Annotated in this window: 12 protein-coding genes; 4 read left to right on the forward strand and 8 right to left on the reverse strand. The window is 73.1% G+C overall.

Going from position 1 to position 14,659, the window contains the following annotated elements:
• Window positions 1-93: 93 nt before the first annotated feature.
• The 3 genes from IO40_RS0109795 to mce form a co-directional block, all read right to left on the reverse strand.
• On the reverse strand, window positions 94-1,035 hold the full coding sequence (locus IO40_RS0109795) for a coiled-coil domain-containing protein (RefSeq protein WP_016469840.1): 942 nt from the start codon (window positions 1,033-1,035) through the stop codon (window positions 94-96).
• 124 nt (window positions 1,036-1,159) lie between these two features.
• Complete coding sequence (gene scy, locus IO40_RS0109800; protein WP_031175273.1) at window positions 1,160-5,368, reverse strand: polarized growth protein Scy; 4,209 nt, start codon at window positions 5,366-5,368, stop codon at window positions 1,160-1,162.
• A gap of 238 nt (window positions 5,369-5,606) precedes the next feature.
• Window positions 5,607-6,050, reverse strand: coding sequence for a methylmalonyl-CoA epimerase (gene mce / locus IO40_RS0109805; protein WP_030408177.1), 444 nt, complete (start codon window positions 6,048-6,050; stop codon window positions 5,607-5,609).
• Between the two features lie 136 nt (window positions 6,051-6,186).
• Here mce and IO40_RS0109810 point away from each other — a divergent pair, with 136 nt between their 5' ends.
• On the forward strand, window positions 6,187-7,386 hold the full coding sequence (locus IO40_RS0109810) for an acetyl-CoA C-acetyltransferase (RefSeq protein ID WP_031175274.1): 1,200 nt from the start codon (window positions 6,187-6,189) through the stop codon (window positions 7,384-7,386).
• 133 nt (window positions 7,387-7,519) lie between these two features.
• Window positions 7,520-8,476, forward strand: a complete 957-nt coding sequence (gene meaB, locus IO40_RS0109815) for a methylmalonyl Co-A mutase-associated GTPase MeaB (protein WP_030408178.1) — start codon at window positions 7,520-7,522, stop codon at window positions 8,474-8,476.
• 254 nt (window positions 8,477-8,730) lie between these two features.
• Here meaB and IO40_RS0109820 read toward each other — a convergent pair whose 3' ends face one another.
• Window positions 8,731-9,429 (reverse strand): PepSY domain-containing protein, encoded by a 699-nt coding sequence (locus IO40_RS0109820; RefSeq protein ID WP_031175275.1) that lies wholly within the window; start codon window positions 9,427-9,429, stop codon window positions 8,731-8,733.
• Window positions 9,430-9,553: 124 nt separating this feature from the next.
• On the opposite strand from IO40_RS0109820, the gene IO40_RS0109825 reads away from it, so the two are divergent.
• Entirely contained in the window at window positions 9,554-10,258 is a 705-nt protein-coding gene (locus IO40_RS0109825; protein WP_016469846.1) for a response regulator transcription factor, read from the forward strand.
• Window positions 10,251-11,717, forward strand: a complete 1,467-nt coding sequence (locus IO40_RS0109830) for a sensor histidine kinase (protein ID WP_030408181.1) — start codon at window positions 10,251-10,253, stop codon at window positions 11,715-11,717. Before IO40_RS0109825 ends, IO40_RS0109830 begins: the two co-directional genes overlap by 8 nt.
• 133 nt (window positions 11,718-11,850) lie before the next feature.
• On the opposite strand, the gene IO40_RS0109835 is transcribed toward IO40_RS0109830, so the two are convergent.
• The 4 genes from IO40_RS0109835 to IO40_RS0109850 form a co-directional block, all read right to left on the reverse strand.
• A complete protein-coding gene (locus tag IO40_RS0109835) occupies window positions 11,851-12,324 on the reverse strand; it encodes a MarR family winged helix-turn-helix transcriptional regulator (RefSeq protein WP_031025938.1) in 474 nt (157 codons plus the stop codon).
• Window positions 12,325-12,461: 137 nt separating this feature from the next.
• Window positions 12,462-13,289 (reverse strand): AIM24 family protein, encoded by an 828-nt coding sequence (locus IO40_RS0109840; protein WP_016469849.1) that lies wholly within the window; start codon window positions 13,287-13,289, stop codon window positions 12,462-12,464.
• Complete coding sequence (locus IO40_RS0109845) at window positions 13,290-13,940, reverse strand: AIM24 family protein (RefSeq protein WP_016469850.1); 651 nt, start codon at window positions 13,938-13,940, stop codon at window positions 13,290-13,292.
• Window positions 13,940-14,584 carry an AIM24 family protein gene (locus IO40_RS0109850; RefSeq protein WP_016469851.1) on the reverse strand — a complete coding sequence of 215 codons (645 nt, stop codon included), beginning with the start codon at window positions 14,582-14,584 and terminating at the stop codon, window positions 13,940-13,942. The genes IO40_RS0109845 and IO40_RS0109850 overlap by 1 nt, the downstream gene beginning before the upstream one ends.
• Window positions 14,585-14,659 lie beyond the last annotated feature (75 nt).

Raw genomic sequence — 14,659 nt, forward strand, 5'->3', positions numbered from 1 at the left:
GCACGACCCGCACAAGAGGAGCGCCCCCCACCGTCGGGTGAGGGGCGCTCGTGGTGCGAAGCCGTTCCCGGTGCGGAACCGTTCCCGGTTCGCTCAGCGGGACTGCTGGGCCGGGACCGTGCGGGTCTCCTCGTCGCCGAGGTCGTCGGTCTGCCCGCCCGCGGCGACGGCGGCACCCGTGAGGGTGGCGAGCATCTCGCGCACGTTGGTGAGCTGCGCGTTGATGCTGTCGCGGCGGTTGGTGAGGGCGGCCAGCTCGCGCTCGGACTCGCTGCGCACCCGGTCGGCCTTGGCGTTGGCGTCGGCGACGATGTCCTCGGCCTGCCGCTGTGCCGTCTCCACCGTCTGGCGGGCGCGGCGCTCGGCGTCGGTGCGCAGCTTCTCGGCCTCCAGACGGAGCTGCTCGGCGCGGTGCTCGATCTCCGCCAGCCGCTTCTCCGCCTTCGCCTGACGGGACGCCAGATCGCGCTCGGACTGCTCACGCCGCTTGGCGAGGTTCGTCTCGAAGTCGGCTGCGGCCTGGGCCGCCTTGGCGCGGGTGTCCTCGAACAGCGAGTCGGCTTCCTCGCGCTTGGACTGCGCGTCCTTCTCCGCCTCGCTGCGCAGCGTCGCGGCCTCGCCCTTGGCCTTCTCGACGATGCGGGCGCCCTCTTCCTCGGCCTTCTGCTTGCGCTCGGCGGCGAACTGCTCGGCGTCGTTGCGGACCTGCTGCGCCGCGCTCTCGGCGAGTTCGCGGTGCTGCTCGGCCGCGCGCCGGGCCTCCTCGCGCAGATCCTTGGCCTCCTCCTCCGCGAGGCGGAGGATCTTCTCGACGCGGGCGCCGAGACCGGCGTAGGAGGGTTCCGCGTCGTTGACCTGGGCCTGGGCGTTCTGCGTTTCGAGGTGCAGTTCCTCGATGCGCTTTTCGAGAGACGTGATCCGGGCCAGGGCGCTGTCCCGGTCGGCGACGAGCTTCGCGATGCGGTCGTCAACCTGTCCGCGGTCGTAGCCACGCCGCACGAGCTCGAAGCCGTAGGGGGAGGAAGTGTCGCTCATGGGGTTCCTGTCGAGTCAGACGGGTTATCAGACGGGGAGTGATAAGGGGAATCCTAGGGGTCCAAGCGGCGTGTCATCGAGCTTCCGCGCGTTTGGTCGGGAGAATGTGCCCTCGTTCGAGTGGCTACCCCTCCGAACCCTTGCCGTTCGAACGCGTCGTGCCGGCGCCGACGCCCGCCGCCACACCACCGTTCGCGCCGGAGGCGCGCCCGCCCTTCTTGCCGGAGCCCGAACCGCGCCCGGATCCGCCGCCGGACGAAGTGCCGCCCGTGGAAGCGGAATCCGAACCGGAGCCGGCGTCCGGGTCCGCGTCGCCTGACGCGGCTCCCGGTGTCTCGAACGACTCGAGCGCCTCCAACACGTCCTGAACGCGGGAGATCTCCGCGTTGATGTCCTTCTGACGCCGCATCAGCACGTCCAGTTCGTGCTGTCCGGCCTCCACCGTGCGCCGGGCCTCCTCGGCGGCCTCCTCGCGCATCTGCTGGGCCTCACGCAGCATCTTGGCCTTCTTCTGCTCGGCCTCCTTCAGCAGGCCCTCGGCCTTCTTGACGGCCGCGATGCGCACCTTGCCGGCCTCCGCGTCGGCGTCCGAGCGCAGCTTCTCGGCCTTCGCCTGCGCCTCGGCCAGCTGCTCCTCCGCGGCCTTCACCAGCTTGTCGCAGCGCTCGCCCGCGGCCTGCATCGCCTCGGCCGCCTCCCGGCGGGCCCGCTCGTGCAGCTCCTCGACCTCCGCCTCGACGCGGGTACGCAGTTCCTCGGCGCGCCGCCGGATGGCGCCCGAGTCGCTGCGGGCCTCCTCCAGCAGCGTGTCCGCGTCGGAGCGGGCCTTCTCCACCAGTTCGCGGCCCTCGGCCTGCCCCTCGCCGACCAGCCGTTCCGACTCGGCGCGCGCCGCGCCCACCATGGCGTCGGCCTGCTCCTCGGCGGCGGCCTGGGTACGCAGCGCCTCCTCCTGGGCCTTGGCCAGGAGTTGGTCGGCCTGCTCGGCGGCCTCGGTGCGCTTCTTGGCGGCCTCCTCGCGTGCCTCGTCCAGCACCCGTTCGGCCTGGGCCCTGGTCTCCTCGCCGTACTGGTCGGCGGCGGCCCGGACCTGGCGGTCGTACTGCTCGGCCTCGGCGCGCACCTGCTCGCCGGCGCGTTCGGCCTCGGCCCGGATCTCCTGAGCGGTCTGCTCGGCCTGGGCCCTGGTCTCCTCGCTGAACTGCTCGGCCGCGGCCCGGACCTCGCGGTCGTACTGCTGGGCGGCTGCCCGCGTCGCGGCGTCGTACCGCTCGGCCTCGGCGCGGGTCTCCCGGTCGAACAGCTCGGCGGCGGCGCGGACTTCCCCGTCGTACTGCTCCGCCTTGGCGCGGGTGTCCCGGTCGTACTGATCGGCCTCGGCGCGGACCTGCTGGCCGTACTGCTCGGCCTCGGCGCGCGTCTCCCGGTCGTACTGCTCGGCCGCCGCGCGTGTCTCCTGGTCGAACAGCTGGGCGGCGGCGCGGGTCTCCTCGCCGAACCGCTCCGCGGCCGTACGGGTCTCCTCGGAGAACTGCTCGGCCGCGGCGCGGGTTTCGCGGTCGAACCGCTCCGCCTCGGCCTGCACCTCCTGCGCGGCCCGCTCCGCCTCCGAGCGGATACGGTCGGCCTCCTCCTGCGCCTTGGCCAGGAGTTGGTCGGCCTGCTCGGCGGCCTCCGTACGCTTGCCGGCCGCCTCCTCGCGCGCCTCGTCCACGAGCCGTTCGGCCTCGGCACGGGCCTTCTCGGTCACCCGTTCGGCCTCGGTGCGGGCTTCCTCCCGCAGCCGTTCGGCCTCGGCGCGGGCCTCCTCGCCGACCCGCTGCGCGTCGGCACGGGTGCGCTCGGCCTCCGCCGTCGCGTCCGCGACCGTGCGCTCGGCCAGGTCCTTGGCGGCGTCCGCCTCCTCCTGGGCCTCGCGGCGCATCGTCCGGGCGGCGTGCTCGGCCGCCGACCGCAGCCCGGCGATCTCCTCCTCGGCCTCCTCGCGCAGCCCGGCCACCGAGTCGCGCACCTGCTGGGCCGTCTCCTCGGCGGACGCCACCAGCTCCGCCGCGCGGCGCTCGGCCTCCTCCGTCAGCCGCTCGGCCTCCGCCTGCGCCTCCGAGACCCGCTTGCGGGCCGACGCCAGCAGTTCCTCGCTCTGCTCCCGGGCCTGCGTGCGCTCCTGGTGCGCCTCCTCGCGGGCCGACGTCAGCAGCTCTTCGGCCTCCCGGCGGCGCCTTGCGGCCTCCTCCTGGGCGGCGCTCAGCGCCTCGGCGGCCTCCGTGTTCGTCCGCTCCGCCGCCGCGTCCGCCTCCGCGCGGACCCGGTCCGCGGTGGCCTTGGCCTCCTCGCGCAGCCGCTCCGCCTCGGCGGCGGCCTCGCTGCGCAGCTGGACGGCGACCGACTCGCCCTCCGCGCGTGCCTGCGAGGCGTCCGAAGCGGCCTGGGTCCGCAGCCGCTCGGCCTCCTCCTCGGCCTGCTCGCGCAGCGTGCGCACCCGCTCGGCCGTCTCCGTGCGCAGCCGCTCCGCCTCGGCGCGCGCCTCGTCCCGCAGCCGCTCCGCCTCGCTGCGGGCCTCGGTCAGCCCCGACTCGGCCTCGGCGAGCTTCGCCTCGGCCTCCTCGCGCAGCCGCGTCAGCTCCGCCTCGGTCTCCGCCTTGCGCTCGCGCGCGGCCTCCTCGGCCTCCGCGCGCGTCCTGCGGGCCGCCTCCTCGGCCTCCGAGCGGGCCGTCTCCGCCTGCTCCTCGGCCTGCGAGCGCAGCTCCTCCGCCTCGCTGCGGGCCCGCTCCAGCGCCTCCTCGGCCTGCTTGCGCAGCGCCGTGGCCCGCTCGATCGCCTCCGTACGGACGCGTTCGCTCTCCGTGGCGGCCTCGGTGCGGGTCTCCTCCGCGTCGGCCTTGGCCTTGCCCAGCAGCTCCTCGGCGCGGCTGGCGGCCTCCTCGATCTGCTGGACGGCGTCGCGGCGGGCCTCGCCGCGGATCTTCTCGCCTTCCTCGACCGCCTCGGCCCGCAGCTGCTCGGCCTCCCCGCGCAGCCGGCGGGCCTCCTCCTGGAGCTCGACCGTCTTGGCGCGGTACTCCTTGGTGTCGTCCTTGGCGGCGCCCTTGAGCTGCTCGGCCACATCATGGGCCTCGGCCCGCAGCCGGTCCGCCTCCTCCTCGGCCTCCCGGCGCAGCCGCTCGGCCTCCTCGGCCGCCGACCTGGTGGTGGCCTTGGCCTCCTCGGCGGCCTTGGTCAGCACGTCCTCGGCAGTCCTGGCCGCCTGGGCGAGCTGGTTGGCGGACTCCTCCGCGGTGGTCGTCCGGGCCTTCTCGCGGGCCTCCGCGATCAGCCGCTCGCCCTCGTCCTTGGCGTCCTGGCGCAGCTGCTCGGCCTCGGCCCGGATCGCCTCGGCCTCCTTGGTGGCCTGGCCCACCAGCCGCGCCACCTCGGCCTTGGCCGTACGGGTGCGCTGCTCGTTCTCCGACTCGGTGTCGGCGAGCCGCTTGCCCGCCTCCTCCTCGGCCTCCTGGAGCTTCTCGGCGGCCTTCTCGCGGGCCTCGCGCAGAGCCTCCTCGGCCTCGCGCATCCGCTCCTCGGCGCGGCGCACCAGCTCGGTGGACTCCCGCCGGCTGGCCTCGACCTCGCTCGCGGTGGAGCTGCGCAGTTGCTCCGCGTGCTCGGTGGCCTCCTGCGCCTGCGTGGAGGCGGCGTCCAGCAGCCGTTCGGCGTCCGCGCGGGCGCGGCGCAGGATCGCCTCGGCCTCGCCGCGGGCGTGCTCCGCCTCGGCGGTCAGCCGCTGCCGTGCCTCCTCCGTCAGCCGCTGCGCCTCGGCGCGGGCGCGGGCCAGCGACTGCTCGGCCTCCGCCCGCGTCTCCTCCATGAGGCGGCGGGCCTGCTGCTCGGTGCGGGAGCGCAGCTGTTCGGCCCAGGCGACGTTCTCGTTGACGTGGGTCTCGACCGTGGCGCGGCGCTCGGCCAGCTCCTGGTCGAGCTGCTGGCGGCGGCGTACGGCCTCGGTGTGCAGCTCGGTCTCCAGGCGGGCCTGCGCCTCGGCCTGCTCCTGGAGGAGCCGCTGGGTCTGGGCGCGGGCCTCGCGCAGCTCACGCTCCGCGTCCGCCCGCATCTGGTCGGCCTGGAGCTGGGCGTTGCGGAGCAACTGCTCGGCCTGCTGGGAGAGGTTGTCGTACCCCGCCGGGCGCGTGGCAAGAGCGCGGCGCGCCTCGTGCAGCTTGGCGCGCAGCACTTCGACCTGGTAGCCGAGGTCGTCGGCATGCTCGACGGCCCGCTCCCGCTCTTTCTTCAGCCGCTCCATCTCGGCCTCGAACTGCGAGAGGTGATCGTCAGCCTCGTAGCGGTCGTAGCCCCGCACTGCGCGGTCCCATCCGTCCCCTGGTAGTCGTGGAGATGATCCGAACCCTTCGTCCGGACTCGGTGACACGTCCCGACGGAAATGGTGTCAGATCGTCGGCGGAACGTGGACCGAGCCCCCAACCCGGAGATTTTGTCGGGTGGGGAGGGCCCGCCCCGGCCGAAAGCCCACTCTACCGGGCGCGGAAGCCGACGTCAGTGGTCCGTTGGTGCTGCTGGGGTTTGACGGCCGTGAGAGGTCACCGGCCCTCGTCGTCGCCGGGTGTGGCGGCTGTGACCAGTTCCGTGAGCACGCCGTGACAGTCCTTGGGGTGGAGGAAGGTGATGCGGGAGCCCATGGAGCCGCGGCGGGGCTCGTCGTAGAGCACGCGCACGCCCTTGTCGCGGATGGCCGCGGCCTCGCCGTCCACATCGGCGGTGCCGAAGGCGATGTGGTGGACGCCCTCTCCGTTCTTGGCCAGCCATTTGGCGACCGTAGAGTCCTCGCGGATGGGCTCCAGCAGCTGGAGGTAGGAGGCGCCGCCGTCGTCGGTGCCGTTGATGCGCAGCATGGCCTCGCGGACGCCCTGCTCCTGGTTGACCTCGGTGTGGAACACCTCGAAGCCGTACGTGCGAGAGTAGAAATCGACGGTGGCTTCCAGGTCGCGGCAGGCGATTCCGATGTGGTCGATTCGCGTCAGCATGGGGACCAGTGCAGCGCTCCCCGCGTGGTTACGCAACGTGCGCACGGTCACACTCACCGACCGGTGACCCGGACTGGTACCGCTCAGTATGTTGAGTGGTAACCCTCGTTAACTTCCCGCCGGAAGGGAACCCCACATGACTGCGACTCCCAGCAGCACCACCTCCGTGATCGTCTCCGGTGCCCGTACGCCCATGGGTCGTCTGCTCGGCTCCCTGGCGCCCTTCAGCGGGGCCGACTTGGGCGGCTTCGCCATCAAGGCGGCGGTGGAGCGGGCCGGTATCGGCGGGGACCAGGTCGAATACGTGATCATGGGTCAGGTGCTCCAGGCCGGCGCCGGCCAGATCCCGGCCCGCCAGGCGGCGGTCAAGGCGGGCATCCCCATGAACGTCCCGGCCCTGACGGTCAACAAGGTCTGCCTCTCCGGGCTGGACGCCATCGCGCTGGCCGACCAGCTCATCCGTGCGGGCGAGTTCGAGGTGGTGGTCGCCGGCGGCCAGGAGTCGATGACCAACGCGCCGCACCTGCTGCCCAAGTCCCGCCAGGGCTACAAGTACGGCTCGCTCGAAGTGCTCGACTCCATGGCGCACGACGGGCTGACCGACTCCTTCGAGGGCATCGCCATGGGCGCCTCGACGGAGAAGCACAACACGCGGCTCGGCATCCCGCGTGACGTGCAGGACGAGATCGCCGCCCGCTCCCACCAGCGGGCCGCGGCGGCCCAGCGCGACGGCCTGTTCGAGGCGGAGATCACGCCCGTGGAGATCCCGCAGCGCAAGGGGGACGCGGTCCTCTTCTCGCAGGACGAGGGCATCCGCGGCGACTCGACGCCCGAGTCGCTGGCCAAGCTGAAGCCGGCCTTCGCCAAGGACGGCACCATCACGGCGGGTTCGTCCTCGCAGATCTCCGACGGCGCCGCGGCGGTCGTCGTGATGAGCAAGGCCAAGGCCGAGGAACTGGGCCTGGAGTGGATCGCCGAGATCGGTGCCCACGGCAACGTGGCCGGGCCCGACAACTCCCTCCAGTCGCAGCCCGCCAACGCCATCCAGCACGCGCTGAAGAAGGAGGGCCGGTCCGTCGCCGACCTCGATCTGATCGAGATCAACGAGGCGTTCGCCGCCGTCGCCCACCAGTCAATGAAGGACCTCGGGGTAGGCCCCGAAAAGGTGAACGTGAACGGCGGGGCGATCGCTCTGGGGCATCCGATCGGCATGTCCGGGGCGCGCATCGTGCTGCACCTCGCGCTGGAGCTCAAGCGGCGCGGCGGCGGGCTCGGTGCCGCCGCGCTGTGCGGTGGCGGCGGCCAGGGCGACGCCCTGATCGTCCGCGTTCCGTAGGACCGCCCGCCGGCCCGCTCCGTCCCCTCCCGCCGTGTTCGGGAGGGGACGGGACGGGGGCGGGCACCGGTCCCGGGGCGCGGGCCCCGGGACAAGCCCTGGTCGCAGCCGTATGAGGGGAGCCGGACGAGCAATGGTGGATGTCGCAGCGTTGGTGGCGGCGGCCCGCGAGGGGAAGCCGCGCGCGGTCGCGCGGCTGATCTCCCTGGTGGAGGGCGCCTCCCCGCAGCTTCGCGAGGTGATGGCCGCGCTGGCCCCGCACTGCGGCAACGCCTATGTGGTCGGCCTCACCGGCTCGCCGGGCGTGGGCAAGTCGACGACGACCTCCGCGCTGGTGACCGCGTACCGGGCGCAGGGCAAGCGGGTGGGGGTGCTGGCGGTGGACCCGTCCTCGCCGTTCTCGGGCGGGGCGCTGCTGGGCGACCGGGTGCGGATGGGGGAGCACGCCTCCGATCCGGGGGTCTACATCCGGTCGATGGCCACCCGCGGCCATCTGGGCGGTCTGGCGTGGGCCGCGCCGCAGGCCGTGCGGGTGCTGGACGCCGCGGGCTGCGAGGTGATCCTCGTGGAGACCGTCGGCGTGGGCCAGTCGGAGGTGGACATCGCCGCGCAGGCCGACACCAGCGTGGTGCTGCTCGCGCCGGGGATGGGCGACGGCATCCAGGCGGCGAAGGCCGGGATCCTGGAGATCGGCGACGTGTACGTGGTCAACAAGGCCGACCGGGACGGCGCGGACGCCACCGTCCGGGAGCTCAACCACATGCTGGGGCTGGGCGAGGCCCGCAAGCCGGGCGACTGGCGTCCGCCGGTGGTCAGGACGGTGGCCGCCCGCGCGGAGGGCGTGGACGAGACGGTCGCGGCGCTGGAGAAGCACCGCGGCTGGATGGAGGAGCACGGGGTGCTCGCCGAACGCCGCGCGGCGCGGGCCGCGAAGGAGATCGAGAACATCGCGGTCACCGCGCTGCGGGAGCGGATGGGCGAGCTGCGGGGCGGCAAGCGGCTGGAGGCGCTGGCCGCCCGGGTGGCGGGCGGCGTACTGGATCCGTACGCCGCAGCCGACGAACTGGTCGAGGGCGTCACCGAGGGGTGACGCCCCCGTCCCTGTCCCGCCGGGGCCGCGGCGGGATGCCCGGTCCGCCGCCGGGCGGGCCTGCTGCGGGCTGTCGCCGCTTGTCGGTCCTCGACGGCTGTGCCAGCCACCCTGCCGGCCTCGCCGGCGGCGGTCGGCCCCGGCCCTCGCCGGGCGGCGTCGGCCCCCGGCCCTGCCCGGGCGGCCGTCGCCCCTCGCCGGACGGCGTCGGCCCCCGGCCCTGCCCGGTGGCCGTCGGCCCCCGTCGGGCGGTGTCAGTCGTCGTCCTGCTCGGTCTCGTGGTGGAGGACCTTGCCGGAGGTGCCGTCGAGGACGAGTTCGTGCTCCTGGCCCTTCTTGTCGACGGTCTCGGCCTCCCACCGGCCCTTGTCGTGGTCGTCGCGGTCGGCCTCCAGGCTGACGGAGGTGACGGTGCCGCCGGTCCGGGCGGCGGCCTTGTCGCCGATCCCGGCGGCGTCGATCTTGGCGGCCCGGACGGTGGCGCGGTCGTCGTCCTTGTGGTCGTCCACCCGGTTGGTGACGACCCCGCCCTTGACGGCGTCGATCTTCACCTCGTGCCACTTCGCGTCCTTGCCGAGGACGTCGGCCTCCCACACGAGCCGGTCGCGCTCGGTGTCGAGTTCCAGCTCGGTGACGGTGCCGGGGACGGCCTTGAGCACTGCCCGGGCCGCGCGGTCGTGGGAGAGGGCGCCGGCGCCGGTGTCCTCCGCCCTGTCGCCGTCGTCCTTGCCGTCGTCGTCCTTACCGTCGTCGTCGTGGTCGCGGCCGTCGTCGTCGCGGTCCTGCCCGTCCGCGTGGTCATCGTCGTGCTCCGCCGGACGGAGGTGCGTCTGCGAGGCGGTACCGGCCTTGTCGCCGTCGCCGTCGTCGCCCGCGACGCCGAAGGCGGTCGCCGTGCCCCCTCCGATTAGGACGGCTGCGGTGACGGTCGCGATGATGACCTTGCGCTTCATGAGTACGGCTCCTCGGGTCGTTCGCTGTCGGTGCTTGCGATGACTCCACGGTCGCCCGCCGTCGCTGAACGTGAGCTGAAGCATCCTGAAGCCTTCTTCAGCCGCGGTTTGGCAGGGTGGGCGCATGCGCCTGCTGATCGTGGAGGACGAGCGGCGACTGGCCCGGTCGCTCGCCAAGGGCCTGATGGCCGAGGGATTCGCCGTGGACGTCGTGCACGACGGCGCCGAAGGTCTGCACATGGCCGTCGAGAACGACTACGACCTGATCGTGCTCGACATCATGCTGCCCGGCATGAACGGCTACCGCGTCTGTGCGGCACTGCGCGCCGCCGGCGACGAGACGCCCGTCCTGATGCTGACCGCCAAGGACGGGGAGTACGACGAGGCCGAGGGCCTGGACACCGGTGCCGACGACTACCTCACCAAACCGTTCTCCTACGTCGTGCTGCTGGCCCGCGTACGGGCGCTGCTGCGGCGCCGGACGCGCGGCGCGAAGACGGTCCTGCGGGTGGGCGAGCTGACCGTGGACCCGGCCGCGCAGCGGGTGAGCGTGGGGGAGCGGGAGGCGGCGCTGACGGCCAAGGAGTTCGCCGTACTCGAATACCTGGCCGTACGGGCGGGCGAGGTGGTCTCCAAGACGGAGATCCTCGAACACGTCTGGGACTTCGCCTACGAGGGCGACGTCAACATCGTGGAGGTCTATGTGAGCGCCCTGCGCCGCAAACTGGGCGCGGGGTGGATCGCGACCGTACGCGGCGCCGGGTACCGGCTCCAGGACGGCGGCGCGGCCACCGGCCGTAGTGCGCGAAGCGGCGGCAGCGGTGCGTAGGGCCTCCGTCCGGGTACGCGCGGCACTCGGCGCCACCGTGGTGGTGGCGCTCGCCCTCGTGGCCGCCGGCTTCTTCGTCGTCGCCACCCTGCGCGACGGCCTCGCGGGAACGGCACGGCTCGGCGCGGAGAACGCCGCGCGGAGCACGGCGGCCCAGGCGGGCCACACCGCCCGCGGCGCGATCCCGGACCTGGACGGCCTCGACGGGGACGAGCCCGTACAGGTCGTGGACGCCTCCGGAAGGGTGCTGGGTGCCAGCGACCCGCTGGAAGGACGCGGCCCGGTGGCCGACTTCGCCCGGGTGGACAAGCCGGACGAGGGGGACGGCGGGTCCGATGACGACGGCGGGGACGACGACGGCGACGACGGCGACGGCGTCGAGGTGGACTCCGACAGCGAGCACAAGACGCTCTCCTTCCCGGTGGACGACGACGGCGATGTGACCTACGACAAGGACGACATCGTCGGCTCGCAGGACTTCAGCGTCGCCGCCGTCCAGGGCCGCACCCGCGACGGCACCCCCGTGACCGTCTACGCCGGTGCCTCCCTCGGCGCCCAGCAGGAAGCCGTCTCCACGGTGACGCGCTCGATGCTGTTCGGCCTGCCCGTGCTCCTCGTCGTCGTCGGCGGCGTCACCTGGCTGGTCACCCGGCGGGCGCTGCGTCCTGTCGAGGGCATCCGGCAGGAGATGAGCGCCATCACCGCCAGCACCGACCTCTCCCGCCGGGTGCCCGAACCCGAGGCCCGCGACGAGGTGGCCCGGCTCGCCCGCACCACCAACGAGACCCTCGCCGCGCTGGAAGCCTCCGTCGAGCGGCAGCGGCGGTTCGTCGCGGATGCCTCACACGAACTCCGCAGCCCCATCGCCTCCCTGCGCACCCAGCTGGAGGTGGCAGCCGCACACCCCGAACTCCTCGACGTGGACGGCGCCGTGGAGGACACCGTGCGGCTCCAGGCGCTCGCCGCCGACCTGCTGCTGCTGGCACGGCTGGACGCGGGCGAGCGGCCCGCGGGCAAACGGGTCTCCCTCGCCGAGCTGGTACGGGAACACGTCGCCCAGCGGGCCGGCGATCCGCATCCGGTGCGGCTGCCCGCCCTGGACGACGGTGAGGTGCTCGGCTCGGCCGGGCAGCTCGCACGTGTCCTGGGCAACCTCCTGGACAACGCCCAGCGCCACGCGGCCTCGCAGGTGACGGTCCGGGTACGGCGCGAGGGCGGCGGCGCGCTCGTGCTCGCCGTCGAAGACGACGGCGCGGGCGTGCCCGAGGACGAGCGGGAGCGGATCTTCGAACGGTTCGTGCGGCTGGACGACGCCCGGTCACGGGACGAGGGCGGCGCCGGACTGGGGCTCGCCATCGCCCGCGACGTCGCCGAGCGGCACGGCGGCACCCTCCGCGTGGAGGACTCCGAGGCGGGCGGGGCCCGCTTCGTGCTGCGGCTCCCCGGCGCGGACGGCTGACCGGCGGGACGGCACCGTCCCCGGCGCGGGACGGGACGCCCGGCCGCTCATGCTCGGTCGCTCTCGCGTTCAATCGCTCTCGCGCGCGGTCGCCCCGTCGCTCGGACGCTCGGCCGGCCGGTCCCTCCGTCGCTCAGACGCGGCCCCGCTCGGCGCGCAGCTTCTCCGCGACCGGGCGCAGGGTGCGCTCCAGATGGGCCAGGTCGGCGGCGGAGACGCTGTCGATGAAGTGGCGGCGGACCGAGGCGACGTGGTGCGGTGCCACCCGGCGCATCGTGGTCCAGCCCTCGTCCGTCAGGACGGCGAACAGGCCCCGCTTGTCCGACTCGCAGGACTCGCGCCGCACCAGCCCGGCCTTCTCCATCCGGGTGATCTGGTGGGACAGCCTGCTCTTCGACTGGAGCGTGGCCGCGGCCAGGTCGGTCATCCGCAAGCGGCGGTCCGGCGACTCCGAGAGGTTCACGAGGATCTCGTAGTCGTTGAGGGTGAGCCCGAACGGCTGGAGATCACGTTCGAGCTGATAGCTGAGCAGCTTGCTGACGTCCAGGTGCATGCGCCAGGCGCGCTGCTCTTCCTCGGTGAGCCAACGGGTGTCGTCGGTGTCCATGCTGTGAGACTTTACCCAGACTCGTACACACGTGCTTACTCGGTGTGGCGTAAAGATGTCGCAGCGTCGTCGTCGGAGCGTACGGCGGCCGTGCGGTCACCGACAGCGGTGAGCGGCTCCGCGGTGCGCGCGTGCCGTCACAGTCCGAAGCGCCGTTGCAGACTGCCGAGCTGGCCGGGAAGCTGCGGGCCCCCGTGGCCGCCCTGGCCGCCCTGCCCGTGCCCCTCGGGCCCGCCTTGCGGTACGCCGGGCTCGTGCGGCACCTCGCCGGTGTCCCGGCCGGGCAGCAGCGCCTCGGTCGACTGGATCAGCACCGTGCCCGCCCCGACGAACTCGAACTGGTGCTCCTCGCCGGAGGCCCCGCCCAGCCCGGTGAGGGCCCGCACCCCGCCCATGACGCCCCGCAGATAGGCGTGGTCGTAGTGGTGGCACGGCGAGGGGCAGTCGGCCCAGCCCACCAGCGCCTGCGGATCGACACGCACCGGCGGCTCCACGAAGTGGATCTCACCGTTGGAAGCCGCGACGAACTTCCCCGTACCGATCAGGGTCAGAAAACCGGGCACGATCGACTGCTTCAGCGACAGGGCGGGATCGAAGGCGAGCAGATTGCCCGCCCGCACGGTCAGATTGCCGTCCTCCAGGTCGAAGGAGTTGACGTCGAAGGCACGGTCGGCCAGCAGCAGCTTTCCCCGCCCCTCCGCGACCACCCAGTCCGCCGCGTGCAGCGGGGAGTGGAAACTCGTGGCGACCAGCCGGTCCAGCGGGCCGTGCCCGACGCCGTGGAAGTCGATCTGCCCGTAGTAGGCGATCATCTTCCCCTTCTGGAGGAACCACCGGCCGTCCAGATCGACGGCGAAGGCGTACGGGTTGACGTTGTCGTTCGCCGGCAGCGTGACCGCGTCGTACACCTGGTAACCCTGCGGGACGGCGCCCTGCGGCCCGTGGCCGTGCGGTGGGTGGGACATCTACAGCTTCTCCTCACTCGCCTGCACGAACACCGCGCCCGTCCCCGACAGTTCGAGCTGGAACGCCTCGCCCGAGCCGCGGCCCACCATGTCGCGCCAGCCCAGCGCCGAGGACAGCCTGTTGCGTACGTCGCCGAAGTGCGCCACGTAGGCCTGCGGATCCACGTGCACGGGCCGGCCGGGCGAGATCTCCAACTGGACGATGCCGCCGTGCGCCATCACCGCAGCCGAGCCCGTCCCCGTCAGCGTCGTGGTGAACAGCCCCTGGCCGCTGACCTGGCCGCGCACCATGCCCATCACCCCGCCGTCCCGGCCCAGGAACAGCGTGCCCTGACGCAGGCTGCCGTCGAAGGCGAGCAGCCGGTCCGCCTCCACGCACAGGGTCTGCCCGTCCAGTTCGATCACCTCGACGTGGTGGCCACCGTGCCCGAACATCACCGTGCCGTCGCCCTCCACGGTCATCAGCGGCGTGGCCTCGCCCGCAACCCGCCGGCCGATCATGGACAGCACACCGCCCTGGCCGCCCTGGATGTTGGGCGTGAACGTCACCTCGCCGGTGTAGCCGATCATGGCGCCGCGCTGGCTGAACAGCCGCTGCCCCGGCACCACCCGGGCCTCGACGAGCTTGCTGGACAGTTCACGGAACGGCATCAGACCTCCCCCGCCGGCGTCTCGCGCTCGCTCGGCTGCACATAGACGATGCCCTCGCCCTCGAACCGGACCTGGAACGCCTCGCCGGAGCCCTCCCCCAGGAACGTGCGGAAGTTCACACCCGACTGGAAGCTCTGCCGCAGCTCCCCCTGGTGGGCCACATAGGCGCCGGGATCCACCTGGAGCGGCATGCCGCGGGTGACCCGCAGCAGCACCGCGGGACCGTCCGACATCACCGCCGCCCAGCCCGTGCCCTCCACCGAAGTGGTGAAAAGGCCCCCTCCCTGGGAAGCGCCGCGCAGCCCGGTGAATGTCGTACCGGTGCGCAGCCCGCCGTCCGTGCACAGCAGATTGCTCGCCTCCACGTGCAGCTTCCCGCCGTCCAGCCGGACGAGGGAGATGTCGGCGGCACGGTCGGCGAAGTAGCAGGTGCCCCGCCCCTTCACCTCCATGACCGTCATCTGCTCACCGGTCAGCCGGCGGGTGACCATGCCGCGCAGGCCCTCGCCGCCGCCGGTCAGCTTCTTGAACGCCATCTCGCCGTCGTAGGCGACCATCGAGCCGTTCTTCGCCTTGACCATGTCGCCGCCCCCGTCGAGCGTGACGGCCAGCACCTTGGTGCCCTGAAGTCGGAACCGAGCCACGCTGCGAACCTACCCTGGGCCCCGCGTTCCACGGCAGTGCTGCCACAATGGCAGAGCTTGTGCTTCCCTTCACAA

It is taken from the genome of Streptomyces albus subsp. albus (assembly GCF_000725885.1).
GTDB classification, from domain to species: domain Bacteria; phylum Actinomycetota; class Actinomycetes; order Streptomycetales; family Streptomycetaceae; genus Streptomyces; species Streptomyces albus.

What these genes read in the sequence shown, in the direction of transcription:
- IO40_RS0109825 (WP_016469846.1), top strand. Translation starts at nt 9,554, where the DNA reads ATGCGCCTGCTGATCGTGGAGGACGAGCGGCGACTGGCCCGGTCGCTC.
- IO40_RS0109835 (WP_031025938.1), bottom strand. Translation starts at nt 12,324, where the DNA reads ATGGACACCGACGACACCCGTTGGCTCACCGAGGAAGAGCAGCGCGCC.
- IO40_RS0109840 (WP_016469849.1), bottom strand. Translation starts at nt 13,289, where the DNA reads ATGTCCCACCCACCGCACGGCCACGGGCCGCAGGGCGCCGTCCCGCAG.
- mce (WP_030408177.1), bottom strand. Translation starts at nt 6,050, where the DNA reads ATGCTGACGCGAATCGACCACATCGGAATCGCCTGCCGCGACCTGGAA.
- meaB (WP_030408178.1), top strand. Translation starts at nt 7,520, where the DNA reads ATGGTGGATGTCGCAGCGTTGGTGGCGGCGGCCCGCGAGGGGAAGCCG.
- IO40_RS0109795 (WP_016469840.1), bottom strand. Translation starts at nt 1,035, where the DNA reads ATGAGCGACACTTCCTCCCCCTACGGCTTCGAGCTCGTGCGGCGTGGC.
- IO40_RS0109810 (WP_031175274.1), top strand. Translation starts at nt 6,187, where the DNA reads ATGACTGCGACTCCCAGCAGCACCACCTCCGTGATCGTCTCCGGTGCC.
- IO40_RS0109820 (WP_031175275.1), bottom strand. Translation starts at nt 9,429, where the DNA reads ATGAAGCGCAAGGTCATCATCGCGACCGTCACCGCAGCCGTCCTAATC.
- IO40_RS0109845 (WP_016469850.1), bottom strand. Translation starts at nt 13,940, where the DNA reads ATGCCGTTCCGTGAACTGTCCAGCAAGCTCGTCGAGGCCCGGGTGGTG.